This is a genomic window from Agrococcus carbonis (genome assembly GCF_900104705.1).
GTDB lineage: Bacteria > Actinomycetota > Actinomycetes > Actinomycetales > Microbacteriaceae > Agrococcus > Agrococcus carbonis.
Genome location: NZ_LT629734.1, coordinates 1,802,588 through 1,821,736 on the forward strand (window position 1 = coordinate 1,802,588; position 19,149 = coordinate 1,821,736).

The window sequence follows — 19,149 nt, forward strand, 5'->3', positions numbered from 1 at the left end:
TGGTGCCATACCAAACCTGCCTCAGAGCGCCTCTGCAGGTGGCTCGTTATCGTCGCCGACCATGTCTTCCGAGCACATGACCCCGTCCGCGCGCCCGAACGGCGTCCCCGACGCATCCGCCACCGCCGTGCACGGCGGACGAAGGCTCGAGGTCGACGACGTGCTCGTGGTGCGGACGGGCAAGGTGCGGAAGGCCATCACCGGCACCGTCGTGGGCAACTTCATGGAGTGGTTCGACTTCGGCATCTACGGCTACCTCGCCGTGACGATGACCGCCGTGTTCACCGCCGGCATGGACGAGACCCTCGGCCTCCTCGTCGTGCTGCTGGGCTTCGCGATCTCGTTCCTCGTGCGGCCGCTCGGCGGGCTCGTGCTCGGGCCGCTCGGCGACCGCATCGGGCGCCAGAAGGTGCTCTTCTTCACGATGGCGATGATGGCGCTCGCGACCGCGCTCATCGGCCTGCTGCCGACCGCCGCGCAGATCGGCGCGTGGGCCATCCTGCCGCTCTACCTGCTGAAGATGGTGCAGGGCTTCTCGACCGGCGGCGAGTACGCGGGCGCGACGACCTACGTGTCGGAGTTCAGCCCCGACCGCTCGCGCGGCTTCTGGTCGTCGTGGCTCGACGTCGGCTCCTACGTCGGCTTCGCGGCGGGCGCCTCGGTCGTCGCGATCACCACGGGCATCGTCGAGACGCTCTCGGGCCCCGACGCGATGGTCGAGTACGGCTGGCGCATCCCCTTCCTCATCGCCATCCCGCTCGGCGCCGCCGCCATCTGGTTCCGCCTCCGCATCCCCGAGACACCCGCGTTCGAGGCGACGCACGAGGCCGAGGCCGACGCCGAGGCCGACGCCGACGCCGCGAGTGCGGCCGACGACCCGATGGCGCGCCACGGCATCCTCGGCATCCTCAAGCACCACTGGCGCGCGATCCTCATCGCGATGGCGGTCGTCGCCGCCACGAACACCGCGGGCTACGCGCTCACGAGCTACATGCCCGCCTATCTCGAGACGACCGTGGGCCTCAGCAGCCTCATGTCGGCGATCGCGACCGTGCCCGTGCTCCTCGCGATGTCGGCGTGCCTGCCGCTCGTCGGCCGGCTCTCCGACCGCATCGGCCGCAAGCCCGTGTACCTCATGGCGGCCGCATCCGTCGTGCTGCTCGTCGTGCCCGCGTTCGCGCTCATGCAGCTCGGGCAGCTGTGGGCCGTGATGATCGCGCTCGCGATGATGGCGGTGCCGGTCGCGCTGTGGATCGGCTGCTCGGCCGCGACGCTCCCGGCGCTCTTCCCGACCGCGTCGCGCTTCGGCGCGATGGCGATCGCCTACAACCTGTCGGTCTCGCTCTTCGGCGGCACGACGCCGCTGTTCAGCCAGGCGCTCATCGACCTGACGGGCAACACCTTCATGCCGGCGTTCTACATCATGCTCTTCGGCATCCTCGGCGGCCTCGCGGTGCTCGGCATGCGCGAGACCGCGAAGGCGCCGCTCATCGGCTCGGTGCCGACGGTCGAGACGCGCGCCGAGGCGGTCGCGCTCGTGCGCGGGCAGGACGACAACCCGCTCATCGACACGTCGTCGATGCCGCTCGTCGAGCCGCGCGAGCCTGAGTTCGCCGGCGCCGACCGGTAGGCCGGACTCGCGCGACGGCCCCTCCCGCATGCGGGGAGGGGCCGTCGGGGCGCTTGGGGGCGGATGCGCTGCGTCAGCTCGCGGGGTCGGTCGCCGGCCGTCGCCTCGGGACGAGGCGCCGCGCCCCCGTTCGCGGAGACCCGAAAGGGTCTCCGCCCTTAGAGCGGGGGCGCATGGTCCGGCCGCGTCGCCGCATCCTCGCGCTCGCGGCCCCCGCCGCGCAGCCGCTCGAGGCCCGCCATGAGGTGGTAGATCACGAGCGTCGCGACGGTGCCGAGCACGATGCCGCGGAACGAGAGCTGGCCGCTCTCGATCGTGAAGTCGGCGATCGCCACGATGAGGCCGACGCCCGCGGCGAACTGGTTGCGCGGCACCGAGAAGTCGACCTGGTTCTCGATCCAGATGCGCACGCCGATGATGCCGATGAGGCCGTAGAGCGCGGTCGTCACGCCGCCGAGCACGCCCGCGGGGGTCGCGAAGATGATCTCGCCCACCTTGGGGCTCAGGCCCAGCAGGATGGCGGTGATCGCCGCGATCCAGTAGGCCGCGGTCGAGAAGACGCGGGTCGCGCTCATGACGCCGATGTTCTCGCCGTAGGTCGTCGTCGGCGATCCGCCGAAGGTGCCCGCGAGCGTCGTCGCGATGCCGTCGGCGAAGAGCGCGCGGCCCGCGAGCGGGTCGAGGTCGCGGCGCAGCAGCTGGCCGACGCCCTTGACGTGACCGATGTTCTCGGCGATGAGCGGCAGCACGACGGGCACGAACATGAGGATCGCGGGCAGCAGCGCCGGGTCGAGCGTGGGCGTCGTGAACTGCGGCAGCCCGAGCCACGGGGCGTCCGCGACCTTCTCCCAGTCGACCTTGCCCATCGCACCGGCGACGGCGTAGCCGACGACGACGCCGACGAGGATCGAGAGGCGGCCGACGAGGCCCCGGAAGAGCACCGCGGTGAGGATGATCGCGAGGAGCGTGATCGCGGCGAGGCCCGGGTCCTCGGCGAAGTTGTCGCGCGCGGCCGGCGCGAGGTTGAAGCCGATGAGCGCGACGACCGTGCCCGAGACGACCGGCGGCATGAGCGCGGCGATCCAGCGGGTGCCCGAGAAGTGCACGATGACGCCGACGATCGCGAGCAGCGCTCCGACGAGGATGACGCCCGAGAGGGCGAAGCCGGGGCCGCCGAGGGTCGTCGCGGCGCCGATCGGTGCGAGGAACGCGAACGACGAGCCGAGGTAGCTCGGCAGCTGGTTCTTCGTGATGAGGAGGAACAGGATCGTGCCGATGCCGGAGAAGAGCAGCGTCGTCGACGGCGGGAAGCCCGTGATGATCGGCACGAGGAACGTGGCGCCGAACATCGCGACGACGTGCTGCATGCCGAGGCCGATCGTGCGGCCCCAGCCGAGCCGCTCCTCGGGGTAGACGAGCTCGGTCGCGGAGAGGTGGGCGTCATCGCGCCGGCGCCAGGAGAACATGGGGGGATCGTAGCCCGCACGCGACAGCGGGCCCCCCGTCCTGGGGAGCCCGCTGCGATGCGTGTCGTGGCTCAGGCGCCGACGAGCGCGCCCTCGCGGACCGACTTGAGGCCAGCGGTCCACGCCTCGAGCTGGTCGAGCATCGGGGGGACCGACTCGGCCTGCAGCTCGGTGGGCTTGAAAGTCGAGAAGTTCTCGAAGTCGGTGAAGAGCGAGAACATGCCCGTCTTCTGCACGTGAGCGATCTGGAGCTCCGAGAGGATGCCGCGGAGGTGCTCCACCGCGCGCACGCCCATCGCCGAGCCGTAGCCCACGATGCCGGCGGCCTTGTTGGCCCACTCGGCGTTCAGGAACGACAGCGCGTTCGCGAGCGCCGGCGTGACCGAGTGGTTGTACTCGCCCGTGACGAACACGAAGCCGTCGAACTCGGCGATCTTCGCCGCCCACTGCTGGGTGTGCTCGTTGCTGTACTGGCCGTACGCGGCCGGCAGGGCCTCGTCGAGCAGCGGGAGGTTGTAGTCGGCGATGTCGACCAGCTCGTACTCCGCTCCGCCGTTGCGCTGCTGCGCGAGCTCGGTGACCCACTCGGCAACGCCGAGGTTGATGCGGCCCGGGCGGGTGCTGCCGGTGATGATGGCGATCTTCGTCATGTGTGCGATCTCCTCGAGAGGGGTGTTCGGATGGGTGTCGCGCGATCCGATGTCTGATCGGTGCACGCCCAGCACGGTACAACCCATGCAAAATCGAAGTATTCCCGCCCGGGCGGAACTCGTGCCTCGCGCGTGTCAGTACGCCTGCGAGCGCTGCTCGGTGATCACGTGCAGCAGCACGAACGCCTCGCGCTCCCGCCACGCGGCGAGCGCGGCGTCGACGGCCGACGGCACCTCCGCATCCGTCTCGACCCGGATGCCGTGGCCGCCGTAGGCGCGCGCGAGCATCGCGAAGTCGGGGTTCTCGAGCTGCGTGCCCGAGATGCGGCCGGGGTGGTGGCGCTCCTGGTGCGTGCGGATCGTGCCGTACTCCTGGTTGTCGACGAGGATGACGAGCGGGGTCGCGCCGAGCTGCTTCGCGGTCGCGAGCTCCTGGCCGTTCATGAGGAACTCGCCGTCGCCCGCGATCGAGACGACCTGGCGCTCGGGGAAGCGCAGCGACGCCGTGACCGCCGAGGGGATCGAGTAGCCCATCGACCCGTTGCCGCACGAGAGCATCGAGGGGAAGGTGCGGGTGGGGAACCAGCGGTGCGCCCAGTTGGTGTGCTCGCCGGCGCCGAACGTGACGATCGCGTCGTGCTGCAGACGCGGCACGAGGTGGGCCATCACGGTGTCCATCGACGCGCGGCCGTCGCCCGGCGTGCGCTCGGGCAGCGCGCTGAAGGCGGTCTGCTGCTGCCGCAGGCGCTCGGTCCACTCGGCGCGGCGCTCGTCGGGGGCGAGGTCGATCTGCTCGAGGTCGCGCACGAACGCGCGCGGCCGGGCGAGGATGTGGTGGCTCACCGCGCCCGAGCGGCCGCGCAGCGTCGGGTCGATCGAGACGAGGAAGTTGCGGCGGCTCCAGTCCTGCCGCACGAGGAAGCCGTCGGTGATGACGTCGCCGGGCAGCGTGCCGATGAAGACGAGGAGGTCGCACTCCTCGAGCACGTCGAGCGTCGGCTTCGGCCGGCCGTAGCCGATCGGGCCCGCGTAGGAGGGCGAGTCGAAGGGCACGATGCCCTCGGTGCGCCACTCGGCGACCGCCGGCAGCCGGTGCTGCTCGAGCCACGCGGTGAGCCGCCACGACGCCGTCTCGTCCCAGTCGTTGCCGCCCGTGACGAACAGCGGCTTCCGCGACTCCGAGAGCGCGCGGCGCAGCGCCTCGATGTCGCCCGCGGTCATGCCGCCGTCGGCGACCGGCAGCACGGGCTGGGGGCGCTTCGCGATCTGCTGGCGGATGACGTCCTCGGGCAGCCCCACCACGACCGGGCCCGGGCGGCCGGCGCGCGCCGTGAAGAGCGCCTCGGCGACGACCTCGGGCGCGCGCTCGGCGACGTCGAGCACCATGACCTGCTTGGCGCCCGCGGCGAACCATCCGTTGACGTCGAACTCCTGGAACGCCTCCTTGTGGCGGTGCGCAACCGGGATGAGGCCGATGAAGAGCACCATCGCCGTCGAGTCCTGCCAGGCGGTGTGCACGCCGACGAGCGCGTTCGCCGCGCCCGGTCCGCGCGTCACCATCGCGACGCCCGGCAGGTGCCCGAGCTTGCCCTCGGCCTCGGCCATGTAGGCGGCGCCGCCCTCGTGGCGGCACACGACCGTCTCGATCGTCGAGTCGTGCAGGCCGTCGAGCACCTCGAGGTAGCTCTCGCCCGGCACGACGTAGGCGCGCGGGATGCCGTGCTCCTCGAGCACGCGCACGATCGCGTGGCCGGCCGACTCGGTGACGGGCGGGGCCCCGAGCGCGGTCGGGGCGTCGGTGTGGGGATGCGGGGCGGGCGCCGGCGAGGACGCGGGCGCGGAGGCGAGCTGGGTCACGAGAGTTCCTTCGGCGACGAGGAGGAGGCCGCGCGCACCGCGTGCGCTGCGGGTCGGGCGCCCAGGGATGTCGAGCGCGCTCGGGAGGAACGGTGGTGCCGTGCTGCTCTTGAGGCTAGGGAGTCGCGACGCGTCCCGGAGCGCGATGCGGGAGCGAAAGTTCGCCGCTTCTTTGCGTCTGCGCAACAGCGCGAGCCATCTGCTCGACCAAAGCGGCGCATCCGTCGCTGGATCTTCGCTGTGGGCGGGTGCGAGTACGGTCGAGCCGTGACTGAGCACATCCGCGTGCGCGGAGCGCGCGAGAACAATCTGCAGGGCGTCGACGTCGACATCCCCAAGCGGCAGCTGACCGTCTTCACCGGGGTCTCGGGCTCGGGCAAGTCGAGCCTCGTCTTCGGCACCGTCGCGGCGGAGTCGCGCCGGCTGATCGACGAGACCTACGACGCGTTCGTGCAGGGCTTCATGCCGCCTGCGCCGCAGCCCGACGCCGACAGCCTCGACGGGCTGACCGCGGCCATCCTCGTGGGGCAGGACCAGATGGGCGCGAACTCGCGCTCGACGGTCGGCACGGCGACGGATGCGTACACGATGCTGCGAATCCTGTGGTCGCGGGCGGGCACGCCCCGGCTCGAGTCGTCGGTCATGTTCTCGTTCAACGACCCGCGCGGCATGTGCATGGCGTGCGAGGGGCTCGGCCGCATCTCGACGATCGACGTCGACGTCATCGTCGACCGCTCGAAGTCGCTCAACGAGGGCGCGATCGACTTCCCGAACTACACGGTGAACACCTGGTACTGGAAGATCTACGCCGAGTCGGGCATGCTCGACCCCGACAAGAAGGTCGCCGACTACACGGCCGACGAGCTGCACACGTTCCTCTACGGCGAGGAGCGGCGCGTGAACTTCGCGGGCTTCAACATGACCTACGAGGGGCTCATCCCCAAGCTGCGGAAGTCGGTCTTCGTCAAGGACGTCGACGCGATGAAGCCGGGCCTGCGCGCCGTCGTCGAGCGTGCGGCGACCTTCGAGGCGTGCCCCGAGTGCGGCGGGTCCAGGCTCAACGAGGCGGCGCGCGAGGTGAGGGTGCAGGGTCGCACGATCGCCGAGGCGACCGCGATGCAGCTCACCGACCTCGCGCCGTTCATCGCGTCGATCCCGCCCGACGCGGGCGGCGCCGCGACCGCGCCGCTGCGCGCGAAGCTCGTCGACCTGCTCGAGACCTTCGACGCGATCGGGCTCGGCTACCTCTCGCTCGACCGCCCGGCAGGCAGCCTCTCGGGCGGCGAGGCGCAGCGCACCAAGATGGTGCGCCACATGGGCTCGGCGCTCACCGACGTCACCTACGTCTTCGACGAGCCGACCGCCGGCCTCCACGCGCACGACGTCGAGCGCATGAACGGGCTGCTGCAGCGGCTGCGCGACAAGGGCAACACCGTGCTCGTCGTCGAGCACAAGCCCGAGGTCATGGCGATCGCCGACCGCATCGTCGACATGGGGCCGGGTGCCGGCACGCACGGAGGCCGGGTCGTCTTCGAGGGCACCTTCGCGGACCTCCGCGCCTCCGGCACCCGCACGGGCGACCACCTCGAGCACCGGCAGCGCATCAAGGAGGCCGTCCGCGAGCCCGTCGGCCGCCTCGAGATCCGCGACGCGCGCGAGCACAACCTCACGGGCGTCGACGTGGACGTGCCCACGGGCGTGCTCGTCGCCGTCACGGGGGTCGCGGGCTCCGGCAAGTCGTCGCTCATCCACGGCTCGCTGCCGCGCGACGGCGTCACCTTCGTCGACCAGCGCGAGATCAAGGGGTCGCGGCGGTCGAACCCGGTCACCTACACGGGCATCCTCGAGCCCATCCGGAAGGCCTTCGCATCCGCCAACGGGGTGAAGCCCGCGCTCTTCTCGGCGAACTCGGCGGGCGCGTGCCCGGAGTGCAAGGGGCTGGGCGTCATCTCCTCCGACCTCGCCTTCATGGCGGGGGTCACGACGCCGTGCGAGCTGTGCGGCGGACGGCGGTTCACGGCCGAGGTGCTCGAGTACGAGCTGCGCGGTGCGTCGATCGGCGACGTGCTCGACATGTCGGCCGAGGAGGCCGCCGCGTTCTTCACCGAGAAGCAGGTCGCGCCGATGCTCGCGCGCCTCGTCGACGTGGGGCTCGGCTACATCACGCTCGGGCAGACGCTCACGACGCTCTCGGGCGGCGAGCGGCAGCGGCTGAAGCTCGCGATCGAGATGGGCACGACGGCGTCGGTCATCGTGCTCGACGAGCCGACGACGGGCCTGCACATGGCCGACGTCGACAACCTCATAGGCCTCCTCGACCGCATCGTCGACGACGGCCGCACCGTGATCGTGATCGAGCACAACCTCGACGTCGTCGCGCGCGCCGACTGGCTCATCGATCTCGGCCCCGGCGCCGGCGCGCAGGGCGGGCGCGTGGTGTTCGAGGGCACGCCCGCGGCGCTCGCGGCATCGCCCGGGGAGTCGCTCACGGGGCGCCACCTCGCGAAGCGGCTCGAGCGGGCCTGACGCTCCGGCTCGAGCGGGCCTGACGCTCCGGCGCGCGCAGGTCGGGCGCTCGCAGCTCGCGCGCCGGCCGTCCGCGCGCCGGCAGCTCACGCGCCGGTCGGCGCCGCGGCGCTGAGCTCGCGCACCGCCGCCGCGACGGCGTCGGGGCGCTCGAGGGCGACGAAGTGCGCCGCCCGCTCCACGGGCCGCACCTCGAGATCGCCTGCCGTGCCGCGCCACGGGCCCATCCCGTCGATCCGCAGCACCGGGTCGTCGAGCCCGACGAGGATGCGCGTGGGCACCGCCAGGTGCCGGCCGTCGAACGGGCCCCTCGGCAGCGCGGCCATCCCCGGCAGGATGAGCTGCCGATAGGCGGTCGACAGGCCGCGCGCGACGTCCGGCTGCCGCATCCGCTCGAGGAAGGACGCGAGCGCGACCCCCGTCACCTCGTGCCCGCCGTAGCGCAGCAGGTGCCGCATGAGCCGCTGCCGCCCGGAGCGGAGCACGAGCGGGCCGAGCCCCGGCGCCGCGATCACCGGTTGGAACCACAGCCGCCACGCCTGCCGCAGCATCGCCGCCGTGGGCCGCATCCACGGGTGCGGCGACTGCAGCGCGACGAGCGAGGCGATCCGATCGGCGTGGTCGAACGCCAGGCGCCAGCCGGCGAACATGCTGAAGTCCTGCGCCACGAGATGGACGCGGTCGATGCCGAGCGCGTCGAGCAGTCCGAGCGCGTCGGCGACGAGGGACGCCTCGGTGATGCGGTCGGCGGGGCCGGTCGTCCAGCCGAGGCCCCGGGCATCGGGTGCGATCGCCCGATGGTCGCCGGCGAGCTCGCGCATGACGCCCGCCTGCTCGAGCCAGTGGACGGGGGAGCCGTGCAGCAGCAGCACGGGCGTCGCACTCGCCGGCCCGGCCTCCGCGACGTGCACCTCGAGGTCGCCGACCCGGATGCGGCGGTGGGCGATGCCGTCGATGTGCGGCATCGAGGGAATCGAGATCGTGCTCATGCGCGCATGCTACTACGATCGTAGTGATCCGGGAACTACGATCGTCGTACGATGAGGGCGACAGGCCATCGCCCGGGGTGATGGCCGGGAGGGAGCACCCGTGAGCGTCGTCGATCCGGGCAGCACCCGAGGGCGCATCGTCGCCGCGGGCATCGAGCTGCTCGGCACCGAGGGCGCGCGGGCGCTGACGCACCGGCGGGTCGACGAGCGGGCGGGCCTGCCGCAGGGCTCGACCTCCAACCACTTCCGGTCGCGAGCGGCGCTGCTCGGCGGGGTCATCGACGGGCTCGTCGCGGGCGAGCTGCGCGAGGCCGAGGCCGTGCATCCCGCGACGGCCGAAGAGCTCGTCGAGCAGCTCGCGGCGCTCGTCGAGCTGCTGACCGGGCCGATGCGGGTGACGACGGCGGCCCGCCACGTGCTCTTCCTCGAGGCGGCGCACGACCCGGCGCTCCGCGACCGGCTGAGCCGCGACCGCCGCGCCTACGTCGCTTCGGTCGTCGCCGTGCTCGAGCAGCTCGATGCCGCCGATCCGCCCGCCGCGGCCGAGGCCCTCATGGCGCTGTGCGAGGGCATCATCCTGCACCGCGTCGCGCGGCACGACGAGACGGATCCGCGCCCCGCGATCGCGGTGGCCGTGCGGGGCGCGCTCTCGGCGCCGGGCGACGGTTGACGGCTGCCGCGGCAGAGCCCGGCGGGCCGGCGCGGTCCCCGGCGGCGCCGGTGGTCTATCGTTGGCGCACCTCTGTCCCCGAGCGCGAGGAGGCGGTCCCGTGAGCCCCGAGCTGCCCGCCACGCCGTCGTTCGTCGTCGATCAGCCGACGCTCGGGCGATTCTGCGACCGCTTCGAGGCGGCGCTCGCGACGCACTGGCCGAACTCGATCGTCGCGTACTCGTTCAAGACGAACTCGCTGCCGTGGCTCGTCGGCTACATGCGCGAGCGAGGCGCGTGGGCGGAGGTCGTGTCGGACACGGAGTACGAACTCGCGCTCGCGCTCGGGTACACACCCGATCGGATCGTCTTCAACGGGCCGGTGAAGGGGCGGGAGCGCCTCCGCGCGGCGCTCGTCGAGGGCTCTGTCGTCAACCTCGACTCCCATCGCGAGGTGCGGTGGGCGTCGGAGCTCGCCAGGGAGCGCCCCGATCGGGAGCTCGCGGTCGGGCTCCGCGTCAACTGGGATCTGGAGGCGCGATGCCCGGGCGAGAGCGCCACACCCGACGAGGGGGGACGCTTCGGCTTCAGCGTCGACCGCGGTGAGCTCGACGACGCGCTCGCGGCCCTGCGCGACGCCGGTGTGCGAGTGGCGGGACTCCACCTCCACGTCAGCTCCCCGACGCGGAGCGTCGCCGTGTTCGAGGCGGCGGCGACGGTCGCGAGCGAGCTCGTCTCGATGAGGGGCCTCGACCTCGACTTCGTCGACATCGGCGGCGGCTTCCTGGGGAGCGAGGACGACGGCGCCCCCACGTTCGACCGCTACATGGAGGTCATCCGCGAGGCGCTCGGCGATGCCGTCGACGCGGAGCGCACCCGGCTGATCGTCGAGCCCGGCGCGTGCCTCATCGCGGTGCCGGTCGAGTTCCACAGCAGCGTGATCGACGTGAAGCCGGTGGGTGCCAGCACGATCGTCGTCACCGACGGCAGCCGCTCGAACATCGACCCGCGGTACAGCCGTGCGCTGCCGTACGAGTACACGCTCTCGACCGCCTCTGCGGACACCGCCGAGCACCAGATCATCAGCGGCTTCACGTGCATGGAGCACGACCGCATCATGCGCCTCAGCCACGCGCCGGCGCTCGCGGAGGGGGACCGCGTCGTCTACGGGAAGGTCGGGGCGTACACGATGTGCTTCCAGCCGCTCTTCATCCAGTACCTCCCGGCGGTGTACGTGCGGGACGAGCGCGGCCGGCTGACCCTCGTCCGCACGCCGTGGGGAGCGGAGGAGTACCTGCAGGGCAGCATCCGGTACGAGGAGGCCGGGGTCGCCGCCGATCCGGCCGTCATCACACGAGCGTGAGGGCCATCGGGATCGTGGTGCTGTCGCGGGCGCCGGTCTCGCGGAAGCTCAGGTCGGCGAACGTCCGCCTCGACTCGGCGTCCTGCGCGTCCACCTCCAGCCGCAGCTGCTTGAGGCCGAGGTCGTGGGCGCGGGCGATGAGGAGCTGGAGGGTCGGCCGGATGAGGCCTCGATCGGCCGGCTCGGCGCACGCGACGATGTAGATCCGGGCCGTCGTCGGCGTGAGCTCGGTGAATCCGCACCACGTCATCGGCCGCCCTGAGCGGTCGACGGCGACCCAATCCATCCGGCCCGGATCGCCCTGTCGCGATCCCGCCACGACCTCGAGGGTCGCGGCGTCCGCGAGCGCCCACGACGCGCCCGGCGCGCCGCCCGGTGGAGCGGCGGAGCCGTCCGGCCTCGCCGGCAGCCCGACCGCGGCGAGCTCGATCAGCCGCAGATCGGTCGGCGTCGGGCCGAAGAACTCCCGCACCGTGGCGTGGCCCTCCTCGGCGACGCCCTCGCGGCGCAGCACCTTGCCGATCGTGCGCACGAGCACCGTGAGGTCGAGCCGGAGGCTCCGGTGCTCGACGTACCAGACGTCGAGCTCGAGCCGGTCGTCCCACGACAGGGCGTTGCGCCCGCTCACCTGCGCGAGCCCGGTCAGGCCCGGGCGCACCTCGTGGCGCCGCAGCTGCCGCGGCGAGTAGCGGGTCAAGTACGCGGTCTTGAGCGGCCTCGGGCCGACGATGCTCATGTCGCCCTTCAGCACGTTCCAGAGGTTGGGCAGCTCGTCGACGCTGAGCGAGCGGATGCGGCTCCCGGCTCGGGTCATGCGCGCCTCGGAGTTGTCGTCGCCGACCGTCGCGTCGGGCTCCCGCATCGTGCGGAACTTCACGATCTCGAACGGGCGGCCGCCTCGGCCCGGGCGCTGCTGCCGGAAGAGCACCGGCCGACCGAGCGTGGCCGCGACCACCACCGCGGTCGCGGCCATGACCGGCGAGGCGAGCACCAGCCCCGTGCCCGCCGCGAGCACATCGAGCGAGCGCTTGACGGCGTCGTAGCGCCTGCGCTCGGCGGGGACCGTCGGATCGCCCATCACGCCTCCCGGCGGTGCGGCCGGGGGGATGCGCACACGCGCACGCGAGCGCGGCCTGCACGGTCTCGGTGCGCCAGCTCCACGCTCGTCCCTCCATCGGGGACGCCCAATATAGCGCCGCGCGCGGCCGCGGTCGGATGCGTGGCACCGGCCCCTGCCGCGCGAGGCCGCCGGGCGCCGCAGCGCGCGCCGCTCGGCGATGCGGGGCGCGCCGAGGCGCCGACGTACAATCCGCCTGTGCCCCAGTTCACCGCCATCCGCGAGGAGTCGACCTTCGTCGACCCCCAGGGCGTCACGGTGCACCTCTACCGGTGGAAGCCCGGCAAGCCGAAGGGCGCGGTGCTCATCGCCCACGGCCTCGGCGAGCACGCGCTGCGCTACGAGCACATCGCGCAGCGGCTCGTCGCCGCGGGCTACGCCGTCTGGGCGATCGACCAGCGGGGGCACGGGGCGACCGGCATCGAGCAGCACAGCGGCGACGTGTCGCGACTCGGTCGGCTCGGCCGCGGCGGCATGCGCGCGGTCGTGACCGACCTCGTGCTCGCGCTCGAGCGCATCCGCGCCGAGCACCCGGGACTGCCGGTCGCGATCCTCGGGCACTCGTGGGGATCGCTCTCGACGCAGATCCTGCTCAACCGCCGCGCCGAGCTCGTCGACGCCGCGGTGCTCACCGGCACCGCCTACCGGATGCCCGGCTGGATGAACGCCGGCGACCTCAACGCGCGCCACGCGCACCTGGGCGAGACGGGCTACGAGTGGCTCTCGCGCGACCCCGCCATCGTCGAGGCGTTCGTGCGGGATCCCCTCACCTTCCCGGCGCGGGTGCTCGCGCTCTTCGGACCGATCGAGGGGGCGCGCCTCTACGGCGTTCCGGCTCGAGGCATCCGCACCGATCTCCCGCTGCTGATCGCCGGGGGCTCCGACGACTCGCTCGGCGGCACGCGCTCGCTCGAGCGGCTCGGCGACGCCTACCGCCGACGCGCGGGCCTCACCGACGTCACCGTCACCGTCTACCCCGGTGCGCGCCACGAGATCCTCAACGAGATCAACCGCGCGAAGGTGCTCGACGACCTCGTCGCGTGGCTCGACGCGCGCCTCGCACCGGCGCGCGACGCCTGATCGTCCCCGGCGCCCGGGCGTCGGCCGACAGCCGCCGGGCGGCTCAGCCGGCGGATGCGTCGGGCTCGATGACGACGCAGCACCGGCCGGGCGCCGGGTCGAGCCGCGCCCGCAGGCACCCGGGCGCGAGCTCCTCGGCGACACCCGTCAGCAGCGCCTCGTTCATGCCGCACACGAGCCGCGTGTGGGTGCGGGACAGCTCGTGGAAGGGGCAGTTCGCGAGCTCGATCCCGCGGTCGGTGCGCCGCGGCTCGTAGCCGTGCTGGGCGAGCAGGGCGGCCGCGTCGGTGAGCGCGGCGTCCGCCCCGCCTCGTGCCTCGGCGCCCCCGGCCACGAGCGCGCGCCCGCGCGCCTCGGCGACGCGGGCCACCGCATCCGTCACCGCCTCGCCGGTCTCGGCGGCGGTGTCGATCGCCTCGGCGAGCACGGCGCCCGCGAGGTCGTACTGGCGCGGCGGCAGCGACACCGCGACCTCGCGCTCGGCGCGGCGGTAGCGCTTCGCGGGGCGCCCGGCACCGGGGCCGGAGCGGCCGGCCGGGCGCGCGTAGTCGGTCTCGAGCAGCCCGGCGTCCTCGAGCTTCTCGAGGTGGAAGCGCGCGCGGTGCACCGGCATCCCGACGGCCTCGGCCGCCTCCTCGCGGCCCACGGGCCGCGGCTGTGCGATGACGTAGCGGTAGAGCCGCCGGCGGGCGTCGTCGGCGATCGCCCCGACCGCGGTCACGTCCTCGTCGCTCGTCATGCGCCGCCTCGCTCCCCATTTCGGTGATGGATCTTGACGTTAGAGTACGCCGGGTCTATCGTGCAAGGCACTATCAGTTAGAAACGGTCCGACGGCGGATCGCACCGCTCGCGGATCCCTCCAGAAGGGAGCGGTGCCATGGCCACGACAGCCTCCTCGCGCACCACCACCACGACCGTCGCCGCGGCCGCCTCGCGCCGCAGCGCATCCGCGTGGGCGTTCATGCTGCTGCGCTCGGCGTTCACGGTCGCGCCGATCGTGTTCGGCGTCGACAAGTTCTTCAACCTGCTGACCGACTGGACGCAGTACCTCGCGCCCTGGATCGACGGCATCGTGCCCGGCGATGCGCAGTTCGCCATGTGGGGCGTCGGTGTCGTCGAGATCGCCGCCGGCCTGCTCGTCGCGATCGCACCCCGCTGGGGCGGGCTCGTCGTGGCGGCGTGGCTGCTCGGCATCATCGTCAACCTGCTGACGCTGCCGGGCTACTTCGACGTCGCCCTCCGCGACGTGGGCCTGCTCGCCGGGGCGCTCGCCCTCGCGCTGCTCGCCCGCGAGCACGACGGCCGCGCTCGCCGCGCCTGACGGGTCGCGCGGCGGACCGGACGCCGCCGCAGCCGGGCCTGCTCCACCGACGCGGACCTGCTCCACCCATTTCGACCCGGTGCACCAGGTCCGCGTCGGTGGAAGGGGTCCGCGGAAGGGGAGGGCACCCCGAGCCGGCAGCGCGCTCCCCCTCTCGCGAGCGGCGGGCGCCACCGCCGTAGGCTGGGCCCTATGCACGGCGAGTACAAGGTCCCCGGCGGCAAGCTCGTGGTCGTCGACCTCGACGAGCAGGACGGCCGCATCGCCGGCTTCCGCCTCGCGGGCGACTTCTTCCTCGAGCCCGACGAGGCGCTCGGGGCGATCGACGCGGCCGTGAACGGCCTGCCCGTCACCGCATCCGCCGCCGAGATCGGCGAGGCGATCAAGGCGGGGCTGCCCGCCGACGCGGTGCTGCTCGGCTTCACGCCCGAGTCGGTCGGCGTCGCGATCCGCCGCGCGCTGCAGCACGCGACCTCGTTCGCCGACTACGCGTGGACGATCATCGACGACGAGCCGCGCCTGCCGCTGCTGCACGTCGCGCTCGACGAGGTGCTCACCGAGGAGGTCGGCGCCGGACGCCGCGGCCCCACGCTGCGCTTCTGGAACCTCGCAGGCCCCGCCGTCTACCTCGGCTCCTTCCAGAGCTACAAGAACGAGGTCGAGCCCGAGGCCGCCGAGCGCCACGGCATCCCTGTCATCCGCCGCATCACCGGCGGCGGCGCGATGTTCTCGGAGCCGGACAACGCCATCACCTACTCGCTCTACGTCCCGGGCGACCTCGTGCAGGGCATGAGCTTCCAGGACTCGTACGCGTTCCTGGATGCGTGGGTCATCGAAGCGCTCAAGGCCCTCGGCATCGACGCGTTCTACGCGCCGCTCAACGACATCACGAGCGCGAAGGGCAAGATCGGCGGCGCCGCGCAGAAGCGGCTCGCGGCCGGCGCGGTGCTGCACCACGCGACGATGTCGTACGACATCGACGCCGACAAGATGACCGAGGTGCTGCGCATCGGCAAGGAGAAGCTGAGCGACAAGGGCACGACGAGCGCCAAGAAGCGGGTCGACCCGCTCAAGTCGCAGACGGGCATGCCGAAGGCCGAGGTGCAGGAGGCGCTGAAGGCGACGTTCCGCAAGCTCTACGGCGGCACCGACGGCGCGCTCACCGAGGCCGAGCTCGAGACCGCGGCCGAGCGCATCCGCACCAAGTTCGGCACGCGGGAGTGGCTGCACCGCGTGCCGTGATTCTCGGCTCCGCGCAACCTTCGCGACCTAGGCTCAGTCCTCTCATGGACTTCTCGCTCGAATTCACGCCCGACCTCATCGCGATCTTCCTCACGCTCTTCGTGCTCGAGATCGTGCTCGGCGTCGACAACGTCATCTTCATCTCGATCCTCGCGTCGAAGCTGCCCGAGAGCCAGCAGGCGAAGGCGCGCACGCTCGGCCTCACGCTCGCGATGGTCATGCGCGTCGGCCTCGTGCTGCTCGCCGGCTGGATCATCACGCTGAACGACGAGCTCTTCTCGATCTTCGGCATGGGCTTCTCGGGGCGCGAGCTCATCCTGATCGCGGGCGGCGGCTTCCTGCTCTACAAGGCCGTGCACGAGATCCACCTCAAGCTCGAGGGCGAGGAGGAGCACGCCTCGAGCGCGGTCAAGGCGACCTTCGGCGCCGTGCTCGTGCAGATCCTGCTCATGGACCTCGTCTTCTCGCTCGACTCGGTCATCACGGCCGTCGGCATGACGAGCAACATGATCGTGATCATCGCCGCCGTCGTCATCTCCTTCGGCATCCTGCTGTTCGCCGCGCGCTACATCTTCGACTTCGTCAACCGCCACCCGACGGTCAAGATGCTCGCGCTGTCGTTCCTGCTGCTCATCGGCGTCTTCCTCGTCGCCGAGGGCTTCGGCTTCCACATCGACAAGGCCTTCATCTACGGCCCGATGGTGTTCGCGGTGCTCGTCGAGTCGCTCAACCTCTGGGCGTCGGCGCGGAAGCGCAAGCGCGCGGGCGCGCACGCCGAGCCGGTGCGGCTCCACGACACCATGACCCCCGAGTCCGCGCTCGCCGGCGCCGCGACGGGGCAGCCGTCGGCCGTCGACGAGGGAGCCGCGCCGGGCGCGGGCGGGCCGGCGGAGCCGCGACAGGGCGCCTGAGCCTTGTCCGCATCCGCCCGACCGGCTTGGATGGGGCCATGACCGAGCGCGATCCCTCCACCCACGTGGTCGTCGGTGACGACACCGACCGCGGGCGCTACGAGGCGCACATCGGCGACCACCTCGCGGGCGTGCTGTCGTACGTCGACGACGCCGACGGCAACCGCGTGCTGCAGCACACGGTCGTCGGTGACGCGTTCGGCGGGCACGGCGTCGGCAGCGAGCTCGCGAAGTTCGCGATGCGGCAGGCGACGGATGCGGGGCACAGGATCGTGCCCCAGTGCACGTTCGTGCAGTCGTGGCTGCAGAAGCACCCCGAGCACCAGGCGCTCGTCGCGCACGCGTACGAGGGCTGACGCCCGCTCGCCCGCTCGTTCCCTCGCCGGTCGAGGGTGCCGCAGGGCTCGTTCCCTCGTCGGTCGAGGAGGCCCGCAGGGCCGTCACGAGACCAAGCCGCCGCACTGCTCGTTCCCTCGTCGGTCGAGGAGGCCCGCAGGGCCGTCTCGAGACCCGGCTGTCGCGCCGCTCGTTCCCTCGCCGGTCGAGGAGGCCCGCAGGGCCGTCTCGAGACCCCGCCGCTGCACCGCTCGAGACCACCAGGCATCGTGGCGTACCATGGTGGGAGCCGCGCACGCGGCCACGCGGATGTAGTTCAATGGTAGAACTTCAGCTTCCCAAGCTGATAGCGCGGGTTCGATTCCCGTCATCCGCTCCATCGTCCCCCGCTGCTCCGGCAGCCGAGCGGTCCCGGGTCCGCTCTCTCCTCTCGGCTGGCGTCGAGATCGCGCCCCTACGATCGCCGGGATGACTGCCGCACCCGCACCTGCACGCCGTCCGTTCGATCGGGCGCACTCGTGACCGCCGTCCCCGTGCCTGCCCGTCGGCGCCGCCGCGGCCGCGGCGCGATCGTCGTGGTGTTCGTGCTCGTCGCCGTCGCTGCGCTCGTCGTGGTCGCCGAGCTCGTCGCGCGGCAGGTCGTGCCTGGCACCATCCGCTCGGGCGTCGCCGAGCAGCTCGACCTGCCCGCCGACCATCCGATCGATGTCGCGGTCGACGGCATCCTCCTGCCGCAGCTCGTCGCGGGCGCGCTCGACCACGTGACCGTCGCATCGCAGGATGTCGTCGTCGGGCCGGTCGGCGGCGACATGCACGTCGAGGCGCAAGGCGTGCCCATCCGGGGCGACGCGCCCGCCGACGGCGCGACCGGCGAGGTGCGGATGACGACCGAGCAGCTCCGGACGCTCCTCGCGACGATCGAGGGCTTCCCGGCCGAGTCGGTCGAGCTCGACGCGCCGAACGTCGCTGCCTCGGGCGAGGTCGAGCTGCTCGGCGCGGCGATCCCCGTGGGCGTCGCGCTCGAGCCGTCCGCGGCCGACGGCGACATCGTGCTCACGCCCGTCGAGGGCACGATCGGCGAGGCGTCGGTCACCGCCGACGAGCTGCGCGGCCGGCTCGGCGGCCTGCTCGACCCGCTGCTGCAGGATCGCAGCGTGTGCATCGCCGAGCACCTGCCGTCGGCGCTCACGCTCACATCGGTCGAGGTCGTCGACGAGCAGGTCGTCGCGGGCTTCGACGTCGACGGCCGCATCCTCTCGGACCCCGCGCTGCAGGAGCCCGGAGCCTGCTGACGTCGGCTCCGCGACCCTGCAGCCGGCTCAGGCGGGCACGGTCGTGCGGGCCTGGTCAGCCGGGCACGCTCACTCGGGCACCGTCAGCGGCTGGAGCACGCCGAGCTCGAGCCACGTCATCGGCGCGACCACTGAGAGCGCCGCGACGAGCAGGAGCGTCAGCACGACGACGATGTACTGCACGCGCCGCCGCCCGTGGGAGATGCGGCGGAACCCCCACGCGATCGGCACGCCGACGAGCGACACCATGAGCGACACCGTCGGCGCGACCCAGTGCGGCACGCACGCGAGCACCGCGAGCAGCGCGACGCCGATCGCCGTGGGCAGCATCGAGCGCTCGCGCGGCGCGCCGGGGTCGACCTCCGGCGGCGCCTCCCACGGCGGCACCGGCGGCGTGAGCTCCGACGGCACGGATGCGTCGCGGGGCCGCGCGGCCGGCGCGCGTCCGCGCGTCCAGGGCGCGGCCGCCGAGTGCTGCGGCTCGTCGGCCGGCGACTCGCCGCGATCCGCAGGCGCGGCCGGATGTCCCGGCGGCGCCCACCGCCGCGCATCCTCGTCGCGCCCGTCCACGCCTCCATCCTCCCAGCGCGCCCGGCGGCCCGCCCGGCCCGGCTCGGCGACCCGGTCCGCCGCGTGCATGGCCAGCGTGCCAGGAGATTGCACCGGAGCCCGCCGCGAAGCGCAGTCTCCCGACACTCTGCTGGGCGGCGCCGACGCGGC

At 72.6% G+C, this 19,149-nt stretch carries 17 protein-coding genes and 1 tRNA gene; 11 read left to right on the forward strand and 7 right to left on the reverse strand.

Annotated features, from left to right (window positions below; translation table 11 throughout):
• The first annotated feature begins 61 nt into the window (after positions 1 to 61).
• Positions 62 to 1,630, forward strand: coding sequence for an MFS transporter (locus BLT67_RS08725; protein ID WP_092666659.1), 1,569 nt, complete (start codon positions 62 to 64; stop codon positions 1,628 to 1,630).
• 158 nt (positions 1,631 to 1,788) lie between these two features.
• Here BLT67_RS08725 and BLT67_RS08730 read toward each other — a convergent pair whose 3' ends face one another.
• The 3 genes from BLT67_RS08730 to BLT67_RS08740 form a co-directional block, all read right to left on the reverse strand.
• Complete coding sequence (locus tag BLT67_RS08730) at positions 1,789 to 3,096, reverse strand: uracil-xanthine permease family protein (RefSeq protein WP_092666660.1); 1,308 nt, start codon at positions 3,094 to 3,096, stop codon at positions 1,789 to 1,791.
• 71 nt (positions 3,097 to 3,167) lie between these two features.
• Complete coding sequence (locus BLT67_RS08735) at positions 3,168 to 3,746, reverse strand: NADPH-dependent FMN reductase (RefSeq protein WP_092666661.1); 579 nt, start codon at positions 3,744 to 3,746, stop codon at positions 3,168 to 3,170.
• 135 nt (positions 3,747 to 3,881) lie between these two features.
• Positions 3,882 to 5,603 carry a thiamine pyrophosphate-dependent enzyme gene (locus tag BLT67_RS08740; RefSeq protein WP_092666662.1) on the reverse strand — a complete coding sequence of 574 codons (1,722 nt, stop codon included), beginning with the start codon at positions 5,601 to 5,603 and terminating at the stop codon, positions 3,882 to 3,884.
• A gap of 267 nt (positions 5,604 to 5,870) precedes the next feature.
• Here BLT67_RS08740 and BLT67_RS08745 point away from each other — a divergent pair, with 267 nt between their 5' ends.
• On the forward strand, positions 5,871 to 8,129 hold the full coding sequence (locus BLT67_RS08745) for an ATP-binding cassette domain-containing protein (protein WP_231945454.1): 2,259 nt from the start codon (positions 5,871 to 5,873) through the stop codon (positions 8,127 to 8,129).
• 86 nt (positions 8,130 to 8,215) lie between these two features.
• On the opposite strand, the gene BLT67_RS08750 is transcribed toward BLT67_RS08745, so the two are convergent.
• Entirely contained in the window at positions 8,216 to 9,118 is a 903-nt protein-coding gene (locus tag BLT67_RS08750) for an alpha/beta fold hydrolase (RefSeq protein WP_092666663.1), read from the reverse strand.
• Between the two features lie 100 nt (positions 9,119 to 9,218).
• On the opposite strand from BLT67_RS08750, the gene BLT67_RS08755 reads away from it, so the two are divergent.
• Positions 9,219 to 9,788 carry a TetR/AcrR family transcriptional regulator gene (locus tag BLT67_RS08755; RefSeq protein ID WP_092666664.1) on the forward strand — a complete coding sequence of 190 codons (570 nt, stop codon included), beginning with the start codon at positions 9,219 to 9,221 and terminating at the stop codon, positions 9,786 to 9,788.
• Positions 9,789 to 9,888: 100 nt separating this feature from the next.
• Positions 9,889 to 11,130, forward strand: a complete 1,242-nt coding sequence (locus BLT67_RS08760) for a type III PLP-dependent enzyme domain-containing protein (RefSeq protein WP_092666665.1) — start codon at positions 9,889 to 9,891, stop codon at positions 11,128 to 11,130.
• On the opposite strand, the gene BLT67_RS13805 is transcribed toward BLT67_RS08760, so the two are convergent.
• The gene (locus BLT67_RS13805; RefSeq protein ID WP_092666666.1) at positions 11,117 to 12,208 is read right to left on the reverse strand and encodes a sugar transferase; all 1,092 of its coding nucleotides are present in this window, start codon (positions 12,206 to 12,208) and stop codon (positions 11,117 to 11,119) included. The two genes, BLT67_RS08760 and BLT67_RS13805, sit on opposite strands and share 14 nt — an antisense overlap.
• Before the next feature lie 237 nt (positions 12,209 to 12,445).
• Here BLT67_RS13805 and BLT67_RS08770 point away from each other — a divergent pair, with 237 nt between their 5' ends.
• Entirely contained in the window at positions 12,446 to 13,327 is an 882-nt protein-coding gene (locus BLT67_RS08770) for an alpha/beta fold hydrolase (protein WP_092666667.1), read from the forward strand.
• A gap of 43 nt (positions 13,328 to 13,370) precedes the next feature.
• On the opposite strand, the gene BLT67_RS08775 is transcribed toward BLT67_RS08770, so the two are convergent.
• Positions 13,371 to 14,066 (reverse strand): helix-turn-helix transcriptional regulator, encoded by a 696-nt coding sequence (locus BLT67_RS08775; RefSeq protein ID WP_092666668.1) that lies wholly within the window; start codon positions 14,064 to 14,066, stop codon positions 13,371 to 13,373.
• Between the two features lie 138 nt (positions 14,067 to 14,204).
• Here BLT67_RS08775 and BLT67_RS08780 point away from each other — a divergent pair, with 138 nt between their 5' ends.
• The 6 genes from BLT67_RS08780 (at position 14,205) to BLT67_RS08805 (ending at position 18,429) form a co-directional block, all read left to right on the forward strand.
• A complete protein-coding gene (locus BLT67_RS08780) occupies positions 14,205 to 14,648 on the forward strand; it encodes a DoxX family membrane protein (RefSeq protein WP_092666669.1) in 444 nt (147 codons plus the stop codon).
• Positions 14,649 to 14,840: 192 nt separating this feature from the next.
• Positions 14,841 to 15,890: a lipoate--protein ligase family protein gene (locus BLT67_RS08785; protein WP_092666670.1), complete on the forward strand. Its 1,050-nt coding sequence runs from the start codon at positions 14,841 to 14,843 to the stop codon at positions 15,888 to 15,890.
• Positions 15,891 to 15,934: 44 nt separating this feature from the next.
• Complete coding sequence (locus BLT67_RS08790; protein WP_092666671.1) at positions 15,935 to 16,801, forward strand: TerC family protein; 867 nt, start codon at positions 15,935 to 15,937, stop codon at positions 16,799 to 16,801.
• Positions 16,802 to 16,839: 38 nt separating this feature from the next.
• The gene (locus BLT67_RS08795) at positions 16,840 to 17,157 is read left to right on the forward strand and encodes a GNAT family N-acetyltransferase (protein WP_092666672.1); all 318 of its coding nucleotides are present in this window, start codon (positions 16,840 to 16,842) and stop codon (positions 17,155 to 17,157) included.
• A gap of 285 nt (positions 17,158 to 17,442) precedes the next feature.
• Positions 17,443 to 17,516, forward strand: a tRNA-Gly gene (locus tag BLT67_RS08800).
• 139 nt (positions 17,517 to 17,655) lie between these two features.
• Entirely contained in the window at positions 17,656 to 18,429 is a 774-nt protein-coding gene (locus tag BLT67_RS08805) for an LmeA family phospholipid-binding protein (protein ID WP_157674295.1), read from the forward strand.
• A 69-nt stretch (positions 18,430 to 18,498) separates the two neighbouring features.
• Here the strand turns inward: BLT67_RS08805 and BLT67_RS08810 are convergent, their stop codons facing one another.
• On the reverse strand, positions 18,499 to 18,999 hold the full coding sequence (locus BLT67_RS08810) for a hypothetical protein (protein ID WP_092666674.1): 501 nt from the start codon (positions 18,997 to 18,999) through the stop codon (positions 18,499 to 18,501).
• Positions 19,000 to 19,149: the final 150 nt, after the last annotated feature.

Bases quoted from the DNA above. Each gene is read 5' to 3' on its own strand.
- BLT67_RS08725 (WP_092666659.1), top strand. From the start codon at position 62: ATGTCTTCCGAGCACATGACCCCGTCCGCGCGCCCGAACGGCGTCCCC.
- BLT67_RS08730 (WP_092666660.1), bottom strand. From the start codon at position 3,096: ATGTTCTCCTGGCGCCGGCGCGATGACGCCCACCTCTCCGCGACCGAG.
- BLT67_RS08735 (WP_092666661.1), bottom strand. From the start codon at position 3,746: ATGACGAAGATCGCCATCATCACCGGCAGCACCCGCCCGGGCCGCATC.
- BLT67_RS08750 (WP_092666663.1), bottom strand. From the start codon at position 9,118: ATGAGCACGATCTCGATTCCCTCGATGCCGCACATCGACGGCATCGCC.
- BLT67_RS13805 (WP_092666666.1), bottom strand. From the start codon at position 12,208: ATGGGCGATCCGACGGTCCCCGCCGAGCGCAGGCGCTACGACGCCGTC.
- BLT67_RS08775 (WP_092666668.1), bottom strand. From the start codon at position 14,066: ATGACGAGCGACGAGGACGTGACCGCGGTCGGGGCGATCGCCGACGAC.
- BLT67_RS08780 (WP_092666669.1), top strand. From the start codon at position 14,205: ATGGCCACGACAGCCTCCTCGCGCACCACCACCACGACCGTCGCCGCG.
- BLT67_RS08785 (WP_092666670.1), top strand. From the start codon at position 14,841: ATGCACGGCGAGTACAAGGTCCCCGGCGGCAAGCTCGTGGTCGTCGAC.
- BLT67_RS08790 (WP_092666671.1), top strand. From the start codon at position 15,935: ATGGACTTCTCGCTCGAATTCACGCCCGACCTCATCGCGATCTTCCTC.
- BLT67_RS08795 (WP_092666672.1), top strand. From the start codon at position 16,840: ATGACCGAGCGCGATCCCTCCACCCACGTGGTCGTCGGTGACGACACC.